Source organism: Saccharopolyspora aridisoli (assembly GCF_004348445.1).
Classification (GTDB): Bacteria; Actinomycetota; Actinomycetes; order Mycobacteriales; family Pseudonocardiaceae; genus Saccharopolyspora; species Saccharopolyspora aridisoli.
In genome coordinates, this window is record NZ_SMKV01000005.1 from 183,974 (window position 1) to 197,253 (window position 13,280).

Here is a 13,280-nt window from a genome sequence, read left to right on the forward strand (position 1 = left end):
ACGGGTGGGAGGAACAGGGTCAGTGCTAGTCGGCGCAGAACCATTCGCGCACGAGGGCTCCGACGACATCGGCGTGCTGCTGTGCCACGGCTTCACCAGCACGCCGCAGAGCATGCGGGGCTGGGCCGAACACCTGGCCGAAGCCGGTCACTCCGTGCGCTGTCCGCTGCTCCCCGGCCACGGAACGCGGTGGCAGGAACTCAACCGGACGACCTGGCGCGACTGGTACGGCGCCGTCGAGCGGGCGCTCGACGAGCTGCGCGGCCGATGCCGGTCGGTGTTCGTGTTCGGCCTTTCGATGGGCGGCACGCTGACGCTGCGCCTCGCCGAGCAGCACCCCGACATCGCCGGGATCGTGCTCGTCAACCCGTCGGTGATGACCCTGCGCAAGGAAGCGAAGCTGCTGCCGGTGCTCAGCCGGGTGGTTCCGTCGATGGCGGCCATCGCGGGTGACATCGCCAAACCGGAGGTCGTGGAACTGGCCTATTCGCGGCTGCCGCTGCGCGGCATGGCCAGCCTGCAGCAGATGTGGGGCGTGGTGCGGGCCGACCTCGGATCGGTCCGGCAGCCGCTGCTCCTGCTGCACTCGGCGGTCGACCACGTCGTGGAGCCGGAGAACTCCGCGATCGTGCTGAGCGAGGTGGGCAGCCAGGACGTCACCGAGGTCGTGCTCGACGACAGCTACCACGTCGCGACCCTGGACCACGACGCACCGCGGATCTTCAACGACAGCGTCGAATTCGTGCACCGAGTCCACAGCGCACGGGTCGGGGAACCCGCATGAGCGCCCGCCACGACTCCTCTGACGGACCGGAGGACATCGACGCCGCCTTCGCCGAGATCGTCGCCGACCTCGAACGCGACACCAAGTTCGGCAAGTGGCCCGGCGAGGACGACGCCGAGCAGCCGGCTGCGGACGAGCGAACCACTCCATCGGTCGGCGCACCGGACGAGAACAAGCCGGTGGAACCGCCCGCCGAGCAGGGACCGCGCGATTGGGCCCCGGCCGCGGAAGAGGAGGGGCACTTCGTTCCTCCCGAGCCTCCGCCGCTGCCGATCCCGCGCCCGGCGACCTTCCTCGGAGTCGGGATCGTGGTGCTCGGCGTGCTGGTGCTGCTGATTCCCGGTTTGGCGGGCATCGCGGCGACCGTGAAGCTCCCGCTGGGGCTGGTGCTGATCAGCACCGGGATCGGCTTGCTGCTCTTCCGGCTCCGGCACACGCCGCCCAGCGATTCCGACGACGGCGCGCAGGTCTGATCAGAGGACCCTGGGGCCGGTCAAGACGTGCTGGCGCGCGATGGCCGCCGCCCCGATCATGGCCGCAGGGTCCCCGTGGTGAGCGACGCGGATCCGGGCGAGAGGCCGGTGACCAGAACCGGTGACCGCCGCGGCGTAGTGGTCGCGGGCCTTGTCCAGGAACAGGTGCGCGGAGTCGGAGACACCGCCGGAGATGACCACGACCTCCGGGTCGTAGACGTCGGCGACCAGCGCCAGCCCCTCCCCCAGCCAGCGGGCCAGGTCGTCCACCGCGCGGACCGCGACCTCGTCGCCGGCGTCCGCGGCGCGGGCGACGTCGAAGCCGGACGGTTCCGCGGGCAGCGACGTGCTCCCGGTTCCGATGAGTTCGGCGGCGGTGGCGGCCAGCGCGGTTCCGCTGCAGTAGCGCTCCCAGCAACCGCTCTTGCCGCACGGGCACTTCCGTCCGTCCGGCACCAGCCGCAGGTGGCCGAGCTCCGGTGCCACGCCGAACGCGCCCCGGAAGACCTCACCATCGATCACCAGCGCACCACCGATGCCGGTCCCGATCGCCACCAACGCCGCGACGCGGGCGCCGACCGCAGCCCCGAAGCGCTGCTCGGCCACGGCCGCCGCGTTCGCGTCGTGCTCCAGCACCACCGGGAGCCCCAGCCGGTGGGAGAGCTCGTCGGCGACGGCGACGTGCCGCCACGGCAGGTGCGGCGCGAACCGCACCACACGTCGGTTCTCGCTGACGAAGCCCGCGACCGCCAGACCGACTCCGTCGATCGGGTACTGGTCGGTGAGCACCCGGACCGTCTCGGCGATGGCCGTGTTGAGCTCCGGACCCGTCTTCGGGGTCGGCACCCGGTGCATCCGCAGGATCTGGCCGTGCTCGTCCGCCACGGCCGCGCGCACACTGGTCCCGCCCACGTCCACGCCGATGGTCAGCACACCGGGTCTCTCTCGGCCAGAACCGGTCCCGCGACCCGCTGGACCTGGATGCGCTGCACCTTCGGCTCCTCCGGCTGAGCATCGTCCGGCTCGTCCGGGGAGGGCGCTGCGTGGTCGACCAGCGCTTGCCGCAGCTGCTGGACGATGCCCAGCAGCTGGTCGTTGAGCTCGGGACGCTGCCCGCGCGTCAGGCCCATCGCCGCGCACAGCGGGCACCAGCCGCAGCCCGCGCCGGGCTCGTCGGGCTGCCCTTCGCGCGCGCAGCCGCGCAGGTACTCGTCGGCCTTGCCCGCCAGGGCGTCCAACAGCAGCCGCAGCTCTTCGAGCAGTCGATCGTGCTCGCGCATCTGGTTCACCGCATCCACAGATCGGGGTCGGGACGGAACCGCACCGTCAGCCCGTCGTCGCCGGCCACCGCCGAGGTCACCACGCACCGCTGCAGCACAGCGGGCAAGGCGACCAGCCGTCGCCGTCCATCGACGGTAATCGCCAGCTCGGGTCCGATCCGGGCCAGGTCCAGCTCGGCCGCCGGGTGCAGCGGCAGCCCGATGCGCAGCGTGTACTCGGCGTCCAGCGACTTGCCGCCACCGCCGACGCACATCTCCGGCGTGGTCGCGTCGTTGGTGAGCGGGTCGCCGTCACCGTAGAGCTCGGCGCCCAGTTGCAGCAGCTGCGCGGTGCCGACGGGCTCGGCGGCCCGGTGCTCGACGGTGCGCAGCGGCAGGTCGGAGGCCGCGCGCAACGCGTCGAGGACCGCCTCCTGCTCCTTGCGACGGGTCCGCAGCCAACCGGCGGCATCGCCCCGGGCCGAACCCGGGCGCGGGACCACGCGATTGGCGACCATCCCGTCGACGCGGATCCGCTGCAGCGCCAGGGCTGTCAGCGTCCTGCGGGTCTCGGCGGCGACGACCGATTCCGGCGTGAGCACCAGGCGAACGCTGGTGCCGGGGTCGGTGAGCATGTCCTTGAGCGCGGCCAGCTGCTCGGCGAGCCTGCCGAGCCCGTCGGCGACGGCGTCCCAGCGCTCCACCTGGTCGCTGCCCGCGATGCCGGCCAGCAGGCCGCGAACGGCCCTGCGATGCGCGGGGAACAGCCGCTCCAGGTATCCGGCCAGGGACTCCGGAAGTGCCAGCAGGCGCAATGTTTCGGCGGTCGGGCCGCAGTCGACGATGACGGTGTCCCACAGCCCGCTGCTCGCGAGCCGGTGCACCTCGGTCAGCGCGAGCAGGTCCTCGACGCCGGGCAGCACGGTGAGCTCCTCGGCGTCGACGTCGCCGACCCCCGCGCCCCGCAACAGGGTTCGCAGGTGTTCGCGCAGCTCGCGCCACGTGCCGTCGACGAGGCTGCGGGTCTGCACCTCGGCGGCGTGCAGCACCGCGCCGGTGTCACCGACGCGGATCTCCGCGGGTTGTGCGCCCAGGTCGGCGGCGAGCGCGTCGGCCAACGAGTGGGCCGGGTCGGTCGACACCGCCAGCACCTTGCCGCCGTCGCCCGCGACGCGCGCGGCAGTGGCCGCGGCCAGGGTCGTCTTGCCGACCCCGCCCTTTCCGGTGAACAGCAGGATGCGCAATGGGCGGTCTATTCCGCTTCCACGCGGCGCTTGAGCTCCTTGAGCGCCGTATCCATGATCATCTTCTCCGCCTTGCGCCGGAACAGGCCGATCATCGGGATCGCCAGGTCGACCGCGAGGCTGTAGGTGACTTCGGTGCGCTCGTCACCGAGCGGCTTGAGCGCGTAGCTGCCCCGCTGAGCCTTCTGCACCTGTCCCTCGCTCAGCTCCCAGCTCACCGAAAGGCCGTCGGCGGCCCAGCTGTAGACGTTGGTGTAGGTGTCCTTGACCACGCCCGCGTCCAGCACGAAGCGAACCCGCTCGGCGCTCCCGCCGGAGTCCTGGGTGAGCACCTCGGTCTCCTTGACCGCTTCCGCCCACTCCGGGTACGCCGGGAAATCCGCGATGACCGCCATGATCCGCGCAGCGGGGGCTTCGATCTCGATGGACTGGGTGGACTGATCGACCATGCGCGCAGGCTACCGGGTAGCCGCCCGCGCGGCGTCAACGAGGAGCGGGTTTCTGCGAAGTCCGCGAAACTCACCTCCTCGGGCGTCGTTCACCACCGCAGGACGTACGGCCGCTCCGTCCGCTTGAAGTGCCCGACGTTGACGCACTCGGTGCGCCCGATGCGCATCCGCTGCGACAGCGGCTGGTGCACGTGCCCGAACAGCGACCACCGGGGCTGATCAGCGTTGATGCGCGCGAGCACGCTGGCGGAACCGGCCTCCTGGCTGCGCGCCACCACGTCGTAGGTCAGCTCGGCGACGGCGGGCGGCTGGTGGGTGCACAGCACGTCCACCGCGGGCAGCGAGGCGACCGCCTCGTCGTACTCCTCTGCGACACGCAGGTAGGGCACCCAGGCCGAGTGGACGCGCAGCGTCGCGCCTTCGGGCAGCCGCACGCCACCGACGAATCCGAACGTCAGCCCGCCGATCTCGGTCGTCTCGCCGTCGAGCACGTGGACGCCCTCGCGCGCGAACTCCGGCCACAGGTAGGGCGCGTCAACGTTTCCGGGGGTCGCGTAGGTGGGCGCGGTCATCGCGCCGAACAGCTCCGCGTACTGCTCGCGCACGGCGTCGGCGACCGTCTGGGCCGGGTCGGTCAGGCTCGCCCACAGCGAGCGGATGTAGGCCCCGAACTCCGGGCCGCGGCGGCTGCGCCGCAGCTCGGCGAACCGCTCGACCTTCTCCGCGCCGAAGACGCGGCCGAGGATGCCGTTGCTGTGATCGTGGTAGTCGACGAAGTCGATCAGGTCACCCAGCACGACCAGCGCGTCGGCCCCGTCGCCGGCGCGCTTGAGCGCCTCGACGTTGCCATGGACGTCGGACACGACGTGAACGCGCAACTTCCAACCCCACTTCCCGCGATGACGGTCCCCCCGAACCTAATCCGCCGAGGTGCCGGATCGCACCGCCCGTAGTCCACTTGTTCTTACCTGCCCTCGCCGCACCGGTCGCGCCGCCGACCGGTGGACGATCGTCCGAATGGGAGAGGTCTAGGCTGTGCCCGCTGGTGTGGCCTGAGATGACGGGGGCTACCGCCCAGTAACCATCAGCGTTAGGTTGAGCCCACTAGACTGGCATTTCTTCGGAGGTTTCGACGTGCGAGAGTTCAGCGCACCCGCCACTACGAAAGTGGCCGAGGACGAGAACCTCACCGACATGGTGTGGGCCAACGCGGAGCGTTTCGGGAGCGCCGTGAGCTTCCGGCGCCGGGTGGACGGCACCTGGGTCGACGTCACCGCCGCCGACTTCGCCGCGCAGGTGTTGGCCGTGGCCAAGGGCATGATCGCCGCCGGGCTGGAGCCCGGTGACCGGGTGGGGCTGATGTCCCGCACCCGCTACGAGTGGACGCTGCTGGACTTCGCGATCTGGACTGTCGGTTGCATCACAGTCCCGATCTACGAGACCTCCTCGTCCGACCAGGCCGAGTGGATCCTCACCGATTCCGGCGCTAAGGCGGCCTTCGTGGAGACCGAGGCCCACCGCGCCGAGGTCGACAAGGTCATCGACCGGCTCTCCGAGGTCCGCCACGTCTGGCAGATCGAGGGACCGACCAGCGGCGGCGCGGCCGGCGCGGTCGACGAGCTCACCGCACTGGGCGCAGAAGTACCCGACCAGCAGGTGCACGAGCGGCGCAGGGCGGTCACCGCCGAGGACGTCGCGACCCTCATCTACACCTCGGGCACCACCGGCCGCCCCAAGGGCTGCGTGCTGACCCACCGCAACATGCTCGCCGAGGTGCGCGCCGACATCGACGCGTTCCCGAAGCTGGCCAAGCCCGGAAACTCGTTGCTGATGTTCCTGCCGATGGCGCACGTGCTCGCCCGCGCCATCAGCATCATGTGCGTCTACGGCAAGGTCACCCTCGGCCACACCGCGGACATCAAGGAATTGATCAACGACCTCGGTTCGTTCCGGCCGACCTTCGTGCTGGCCGTGCCGCGCGTGTTCGAGAAGGTCTACAACACCGCGAAGCAGAAGGCCCACGGCGACGGCAAGGGCAAGATCTTCGACGCCGCCGAGGAAACCGCCGTCCAGTACTCCAAGGCCATGGACGACGGCGGCGCGGGGCTCGGCCTCAAGCTCAAGCACGCGGTGTTCGACAAGCTCGTCTACGGCAAGCTGCGCGCCGCGCTGGGCGGCCGCTGCATCGCGGCGGTCTCCGGTGGTGCTCCGCTGGGCGAGCGGCTGGCGCACTTCTTCCGCGGTGTCGGCGTCCCGGTGCTGGAGGGCTACGGCCTGACCGAGACGACCGCCGCGGCTGCGGTGAACGTCGAGGAGGGCTTCAAGGTCGGCACCGTCGGCCGCCCGCTGGCAGGCACCTCGGTCCGCATCGCCGAGGACGGCGAGGTCCTGATCAAGGGCGACGTGGTGTTCAAGGAGTACTGGAACAACCCGACCGCCACCGAGGAGTCCATCGAGGACGGCTGGTTCCACACCGGCGACCTGGGCTCGCTGGACGACGAGGGCTACCTGCGGATCACCGGCCGCAAGAAGGAGATCATCGTCACCGCCGGCGGCAAGAACGTCGCCCCGGCCGTGCTGGAGGACGGACTGCGCTCCCACCCGCTGATCAGCCAGTGCATGGTGGTCGGCGACCAGAAGCCGTTCATCGGCGTGCTGGTCACGCTGGACCCGGAGTTCGTGCCGTCCTGGCTGGCCAACAACAACCGGCCGGCCGACACGCCGATGTCCGAGCTGATCAACGACCCGGACCTGCGGGCCGAAGTCCAGGGCGCGGTCGACGAGGCCAACAAGGCGGTGTCCCGGGCGGAGGCGATCAAGCAGTTCCGCATCCTCACCGAGGACTTCACCGAGGCAACCGGCGAGCTCACCCCGAGCATGAAGCTCAAGCGCAACAAGGTCGCGGAGAACCACGCGGCCGACATCGAGGCGATCTACTCCTGATCGACCGGCGCCGTCCGGTCGACCCCGGCGGTGCCGGATCTCGAACGCGGGGCGGTTCCCCGGGTGGCACACGGCGGTGCGACGACCGGATTCCGGTTGGAGCACCGCCGTTCTCGTCTCAGGCCAGGGAACTCGGGAGGTCGGCGCCCCAGGCCGCCAGCAGCTGCGGCGAGGTCATGCCGGTGGACTCGTGGAGGGCAGCTTCCGCCTCGTCCGGGCTGGTGGCCATCGCGATGCGGCGGTAGAGCTCGGTGAGGCCCGGCTCGCCCAGGCGCTGTGCCAGGAAGTGCACCACCGACCAGGACTGCTGGTAGGCGAGGTCGAGACGGTTACCGGCCTGGTGGAATTCGGTGTTGGTGGGCAGCCGCAGCGGCGGGCCCACTTCCCGGACCGAACGGGCGAGGTCCGGGGCGACGTCGCGGGGAGCCAGTCCGCTCTTGCGGTAGCCGATGTAGTCCGGGTAGCCCTCCAGCATCCACATCGGAGCACCGTCGGCGGTGACCGCCCGAGTCGCGACGTGGGTGATCTCGTGACGCAGCAAGGCACCCAGCGCCACGCCGGAGAGCTGTTCGGTGGTGCTCGGGCTGAGCACCACGCGAGCTCCCTCCACCCGCCTGGTCCGGGTGTCCACCAGATCAGCGATCGCCACACCGGCGATGCCGTCGACGGCGAACTCCGGGCCCACCAGCGACCGCAGCTCCTCCGGTGAGCCGGGCACCAGCACGCCCACGCGCTGCGCCCAGCCGCTCCCCCACACCTCGGTCACGTCGGCCACCGACGCGTCCAGCTGCTCCGCGACCCGGTCCACAGCGGCGGCGTCGTGGCCGACGACCATCCCGCGCCCGGTGCGCCGCACCTCGACGCGGCCGAAGTCCCACGGCCCGCGCCACGCATCCGGGACCACGCCGGTGTCCTCGGCGAGGTACCAGGAAGCGCCACGGCGGACGAACAAGTACCCCAGCGGGCGCTGTGTGGGCACCGGATCTGCGCCGGACAGCGCGTACCGCAGCAGCACCCGGGACGCCAGCACCTCGTCGGCGGCGGGAACCGGGGCGTGCGCCAGCGGAGCGCCGTCGAGCCGGTAGCCGAAGGTGCTCAGCGGCACTGACTGCAAGTTGTGGAACAGCTGCAACTGGCGCTGCTGGAACTCAGCGGGCGCTTCCGGGTCCACGGTGGCCGCGAACGCCGCTTCGTCGCCGTCCCGGATGGATTCCTCACGGCGGGCCAACAACTCGCGCACGGCCGTCTCAGGGGCCGGCGATCGGGCAGCAAGCCCCGCGTGGTCAACCGAGGCCGGGGCCGGCGGCGGTTCGACCGGGGTCGGGGACGGCAGGCCCAGCAGCGCGAGCCCACCCAGCACCGCGGCCGACGCGGCGAGCACGAGCCAGCCACGCGCGTTTCCGGTCGAAGACACGGCTCGCATCTTAGGTCCGGTCACCGCACCGGTCGACGCACACCGCACGCGAGAACGTTTCGGGGCCGGCACCCGGAGGCGCCGGCCCCGAAGCACGACTTCGCGGATCAGCCCGCCACGCGGCGCATGGCCGTGACGTCACCGATCTTCTTGTAGTCGGTCACCTTCACCACGTCGCCCGAGGTGGGGGCGTGCACGGCCTTGCCGTTGCCGATGTACATCGACACGTGCGTGACCGGGCTGTAGTAGAAGATCAGGTCGCCCGGCTTGAGCTGGCTGGCCGACACCGACTTGCCCTCGCTGACCTGGGTCTTGGTGGAGCCGCCGATGGTCACGCCCGCTTGCTTGTAGGCCCAGTACATGAGCCCGGAGCAGTCGAAGCTGCTGGGGCCCTTGGCGCCCCAGACGTACGGCGATCCCTGCTTGCCCAGCGCCGCGTTGACGGCCTGGATGGCCGCGCCGGCACCGGCGATCGAGCCGACACCGGTCTCACCGTCGGAGATCAGCGAGTCCTGCTCCTCGCCGCTGAGCTCGTCGTACTTCTCCTCGACCTTCTCGATCTGGTCCTTCATGGCCTTGGACTTGTTCTTCATGTCCACGGCCAACCGTGCGGCGTCCTGCTCGGCCTGGGCCGCGCGGTTGCGCGCGTCCTTCGCGGTCCGCTCCGCGTTCTCGGCCTGGTGCGTGGCCGCCGCGAGCGCCTTGACCGCGTCGTTGTTGTCCTTGGCCAGCGCGTCCAGAGCGGAAGCGCGGTTCAAGAAGTCGTCCGGGGTCTCGCTCACCAGCAGTGCGGAGAGCTTGTTCAACCGCGCGCCCTGGTACGAGGCGTGGGTGAGCTTGTCGACCTGGCCGCGGAACTTCTCTTCTTCGCCGCGGGCCTGGTTGGCGACCTGCTCGGCCTGCGCGGCCTGAGCTTCGGAACGCGCCAGTTCGGCCTTCTTGGCCTCGTGGTCGTCCTCGGCCTTCTTCATCTCCTCGGTGAGCTGCTCAGCCTGGTGCTGGAGCTCGCGGACCTGCTTGGCCGCGTCCGAGGCGTTGTTCGGGAGAGGCGGGTCTGCGAGTGCAGCACCGCCGGAGGTCATGCCGACGACTGCAGCGACCGCGGTAGCGGCCAGGGCACCTCGCAATGAGCGCTTGATTCCGTGCGACGCCACGTCGCGCACAGCTCCTTCTGCGTCCGACCGCCTGACCGCATGCGGAAAACCCGCTGGAACGCGGCCCGGTTCCCCGACAAAACCGAATCAGCGGCGCCTCGCGTGTCGCCCGGTATGAGCAACTGATCGCCACGAGGACTCAGGTAGGTTACGAAAGGTGAGGCGACACGTCTAGAAGCGGGTCCCGTTTTCTACTGAGCGCGACCGAACTCCTCTAACGGAGGATAGTCACTTGCTCACAGTAACGGATCTTGCGCCACCATCACCTGGCTTGCCACCACAACACGCCCACCTTCGGGATACGGAGCGTACCCGAGTGATCCACTATGACTTCCGACACCTCCCCGAGATCGCCGGGTTGCAGCGGAGGAGCGTCGAACGGCTAGACCCGGTTCAGCCGGGCCAACAACATCGCAGAGGACAACGAGTAGGCACCGCGGCGTTGCACGGAGGTCACCACCGCCCGGTCCGACGTGGCGACCACGACCTGACGACCCTCCGGCTCGGCGGCGACCAGATCGCGGATCACGTCGTCGGCCTGCACCCCTGATTCGCTGAACAGCACCCGCACACCACGAGGTCCCGCCGTCGGCACTGCCAGCACGTCCGCGCCGTCGAAGACCAACGTGACCTCGGCGCCGGTGCGGGCGGCCAGCGCCGCGAGCTGATGGCTCAGCCGATCGCGCTGATCTGCCAGCGGCAGCTCCGGATACCCGGTCTTGGTGACGTTGTAGCCGTCCACGATCAGGTGTACCGCGGGAAGACCCAGGAGCCGGTCCAGCGCGGCCACGTCAGCGACCTCACCGGAGGTCGCGGTCTGCTCCCGGACCCGCCGGACCACGTCGGCCGGGCGCGGCCCGGAACCGACGGCACCGAGCTCGCGGCGCAAACCGCCGACCGCGCCCTCCAAGGTCTCCAGCAGCAGCGCGAGCCGGACCTCGTCGCCCTGCCGCGCCTCCCGGGCGCTCTCCCGCGCGACCCGCACCTCCGCGGCAGCGTGATCGGCGCGCTGCCGCTCCTCCTGCGCGCGGAGGCGTTCACGATCCCGGTCGGCGGCGACCTCGGCGACGGCCGATTCCCGCTCCTCGTGCGCCCGCGCGAGCTCGTCCCGCGCGGCCTGGGCGGCGTCCTTTGCCTCCCGCAGCCGCACGCCCTGCTCCCGCAGGCGCTTCCGCAGCCGGTCGGCCTCTGCGCTGCGCGCGGCCTGATCCGCCGACTCGCGCGCCTGCGCGAGCTCCGCCTTGAGCCGATCGACCTCGGTGGTCAGCCGCTCGACCCTCGCCAGGGCCGAATCACGCTCGGCCCGCAACTGCCCCTGCTCGCTGCGGAACCCGATCAACTCCGCGTAGTGCGGGGCGACCACGGCGCCCTGCAGCACCGCCGCGGCACCTACGACCACCGGATCCGGGTCCTGCAACGACAGCGCTCCCGGGCGGTGGTTGCGGCACCAGTCCAGCACCGAGGCGCGGAACACCGAGGAATCGCGCAGCGCGCTCAGCAACGCGGGCTGACCGAGCTTGGCGCGCTTGGCCGGTGCGAAGCGCACCACCGGGCGCAGCGCAGCGGGAACATCGGTCGAACGCATCTCGTCGAGCGCGCCCGCGGCCAGGTCGGCCAGCCGGGCGCGCAGCGGAGGCGGCAGGTCCTCGGGATCGACAGGCGCGGCACCGGGAGTCTGCTGGGAACCGTCCACAGCGGACTCCTCCGGAGTGGGGCCGTCGGGCCCCGAGTTCGGTGTCGCCATTGCCACAGGCTAATCGCCGCCCTTCGGCGCACACGCACGCGTGGCGGTGTCGGTAGTGGGACGTAACGTGCCGATGATGTCCGCGCACCGCCAACTGACCTTCGACGAGATCGCCGTCAGCGAGGAACTCCCGCTGCAGGAGGCGACGTTCGTGGTGGTCGACCTGGAGACCACCGGTGGCGATCGGCAGGGCGATGCCGTCACCGAGATCGGCGCGGTGAAGGTTCGCGGCGGAGAAGTGCTCGGTGAGTTCGCCACCCTGGTCAACCCCGACCGCGGCATTCCGCCCGCTGTCGTGTCGATCACCGGCATCACCGAGGCGATGGTGCACGACGCACCTCGCTGGGACAGCGTGCTTCCCGCGTTCCTGGAGTTCTGCCAGGGCGCGGTGCTGGTCGCGCACAACGCGCCCTTCGACCTCGGGTTCCTGCGGGCCGGCTGCGAGCAGCTCGGACTGGAATGGCCGAAACCGCAGGTCGTCGACACCGTGCGGCTGGCCCGCCGGGTCCTGACCCGCGACGAGACGCCCAACCACAAGCTCGGCACGCTGGCCCGCGTCCTGGGTGCCCGCACCGAACCCGTGCACCGCGCGCTGGACGACGCCCGCGCCACCGTCGACGTGCTGCACGCCCTGCTGGAACGACTCGGACCGCTGGGCGTGCGCACCCTGGAGGACCTGCTCGGGCACCTCCCGGACGTCACCCCACAGCAGAAGCGCAAGCGCGGCCTGGCCGACTCGCTGCCCAACTCCCCCGGCGTCTACCTCTTCCGCGGTCCCAACGAGGAGGTGCTCTACGTCGGAACCGCCTCCGACCTGAGGCGACGCGTCCGGCAGTACTTCACCGCAGGCGAGCGCAGGGCGCGCGTCAAGGAGATGGTCGGCATCGCCGACCGGGTGGACCACGTCGAGTGCGCCCACCCGCTGGAAGCCGAAGTGCGCGAGCTGCGGCTGCTCTCGGCGCACCAGCCCCGCTACAACCGCCGCTCCAAGTTCCCGCAGCGCGCGTGGTGGGTGGTGCTCACCGATGAGGCGTTCCCGAGGCTGTCGATCGTGCGCACGCCGCGCGAGGACGCGCTGGGCCCCTTCGGTTCCCGGCACGCCGCGAGCGCGGCTGTCGAAGCCCTGCAGTCGGCGACCTTCGTCCGGCGCTGCACCGAGCGCCTCTCACCGCGCAAGCCGATCCGCCCCTGCGCGCTGCACGAGCTGGGCCGGTGCGGCGCCCCGTGCGCCGGGCTGCAGAGCGCCGAGGAGTATCAGCCCGAGGTCATCGCCATCCGGGACGTGATCCGCGGGCGCAGCGGAGACCTGCTGGAGCGGTTGCGCGAGGAGCTCCAACGACTCTCCGACACCGAGCGCTTCGAGGACGCCGCCAACCACCGCGACCGGCTCGCCGACCTCGTCCGCTCGCTGGACCGCGGCCAGCGGCTGTCCGCGCTCGCCTCGGTCCCGGAACTCGTCGCGGCTCGGCCGGACGGGAGGCGCGGCTGGCACCTGTCCGTCATCCGCCACGGTCGACTCGCCTCCGCAGGGGTCGCCCGCCGAGGCGTCCCGCCGATGCCGGTCGTCGACATGCTCCAGGCGTCGGCGGAAACGGTTCTCGACGGACCGGGCCCCCTCCACGGCGCCACCGCCGACGAGGCCCGCGTCATCTACCGCTGGCTCACCACCGGCGGAACCCGCCTGGTCCGCACCACCACGCCCTGGACCGAGCCCGCGCGCGCGGCAGCCACGTGGCGAACCTGGCTCGACAAGGCCACCACAGGCCGAACCCCCTACGCAGCCATCAACTGACCCCACCCCAGACCTCGGAACACT

Annotated in this window: 12 protein-coding genes; 4 read left to right on the forward strand and 8 right to left on the reverse strand. The window is 71.0% G+C overall.

What is annotated here, in order from left to right; genetic code table 11:
- Window positions 1-22: 22 nt before the first annotated feature.
- Both E1161_RS05925 and E1161_RS05930 read left to right on the forward strand, forming a co-directional pair.
- Window positions 23-784, forward strand: coding sequence for an alpha/beta hydrolase (locus E1161_RS05925; RefSeq protein ID WP_132620374.1), 762 nt, complete (start codon window positions 23-25; stop codon window positions 782-784).
- On the forward strand, window positions 781-1,257 hold the full coding sequence (locus tag E1161_RS05930) for a DUF308 domain-containing protein (RefSeq protein ID WP_132620376.1): 477 nt from the start codon (window positions 781-783) through the stop codon (window positions 1,255-1,257). The genes E1161_RS05925 and E1161_RS05930 overlap by 4 nt, the downstream gene beginning before the upstream one ends.
- Here the strand turns inward: E1161_RS05930 and E1161_RS05935 are convergent, their stop codons facing one another.
- The 5 genes from E1161_RS05935 to E1161_RS05955 all read right to left on the reverse strand — a co-directional run bounded on the left by E1161_RS05935 (window position 1,258) and on the right by E1161_RS05955 (window position 5,087).
- Window positions 1,258-2,190, reverse strand: coding sequence for an ROK family protein (locus E1161_RS05935; protein ID WP_132620378.1), 933 nt, complete (start codon window positions 2,188-2,190; stop codon window positions 1,258-1,260).
- On the reverse strand, window positions 2,184-2,537 hold the full coding sequence (locus tag E1161_RS05940; protein WP_132620380.1) for a hypothetical protein: 354 nt from the start codon (window positions 2,535-2,537) through the stop codon (window positions 2,184-2,186). Before E1161_RS05940 ends, E1161_RS05935 begins: the two co-directional genes overlap by 7 nt.
- Before the next feature lie 5 nt (window positions 2,538-2,542).
- Window positions 2,543-3,760 carry an ArsA family ATPase gene (locus E1161_RS05945; protein ID WP_132620382.1) on the reverse strand — a complete coding sequence of 406 codons (1,218 nt, stop codon included), beginning with the start codon at window positions 3,758-3,760 and terminating at the stop codon, window positions 2,543-2,545.
- A gap of 8 nt (window positions 3,761-3,768) precedes the next feature.
- Window positions 3,769-4,209: an SRPBCC family protein gene (locus tag E1161_RS05950; RefSeq protein WP_132620385.1), complete on the reverse strand. Its 441-nt coding sequence runs from the start codon at window positions 4,207-4,209 to the stop codon at window positions 3,769-3,771.
- A gap of 89 nt (window positions 4,210-4,298) precedes the next feature.
- Window positions 4,299-5,087 (reverse strand): metallophosphoesterase family protein, encoded by a 789-nt coding sequence (locus E1161_RS05955; protein ID WP_132620387.1) that lies wholly within the window; start codon window positions 5,085-5,087, stop codon window positions 4,299-4,301.
- 256 nt (window positions 5,088-5,343) lie between these two features.
- Here E1161_RS05955 and E1161_RS05960 point away from each other — a divergent pair, with 256 nt between their 5' ends.
- Entirely contained in the window at window positions 5,344-7,152 is a 1,809-nt protein-coding gene (locus E1161_RS05960) for an AMP-dependent synthetase/ligase (RefSeq protein ID WP_132620389.1), read from the forward strand.
- Window positions 7,153-7,270: 118 nt separating this feature from the next.
- Here E1161_RS05960 and E1161_RS05965 read toward each other — a convergent pair whose 3' ends face one another.
- The 3 genes from E1161_RS05965 to E1161_RS05975 all read right to left on the reverse strand — a co-directional run bounded on the left by E1161_RS05965 (window position 7,271) and on the right by E1161_RS05975 (window position 11,464).
- The gene (locus tag E1161_RS05965) at window positions 7,271-8,566 is read right to left on the reverse strand and encodes a hypothetical protein (protein WP_235874815.1); all 1,296 of its coding nucleotides are present in this window, start codon (window positions 8,564-8,566) and stop codon (window positions 7,271-7,273) included.
- 107 nt (window positions 8,567-8,673) lie between these two features.
- Window positions 8,674-9,720 (reverse strand): C40 family peptidase, encoded by a 1,047-nt coding sequence (locus E1161_RS05970; protein WP_235874816.1) that lies wholly within the window; start codon window positions 9,718-9,720, stop codon window positions 8,674-8,676.
- A gap of 382 nt (window positions 9,721-10,102) precedes the next feature.
- Complete coding sequence (locus E1161_RS05975; RefSeq protein WP_132620393.1) at window positions 10,103-11,464, reverse strand: NYN domain-containing protein; 1,362 nt, start codon at window positions 11,462-11,464, stop codon at window positions 10,103-10,105.
- A gap of 76 nt (window positions 11,465-11,540) precedes the next feature.
- Between E1161_RS05975 and E1161_RS05980 the strand changes: the two genes are divergently transcribed.
- On the forward strand, window positions 11,541-13,256 hold the full coding sequence (locus E1161_RS05980; RefSeq protein WP_132620395.1) for a DEDD exonuclease domain-containing protein: 1,716 nt from the start codon (window positions 11,541-11,543) through the stop codon (window positions 13,254-13,256).
- Window positions 13,257-13,280 lie beyond the last annotated feature (24 nt).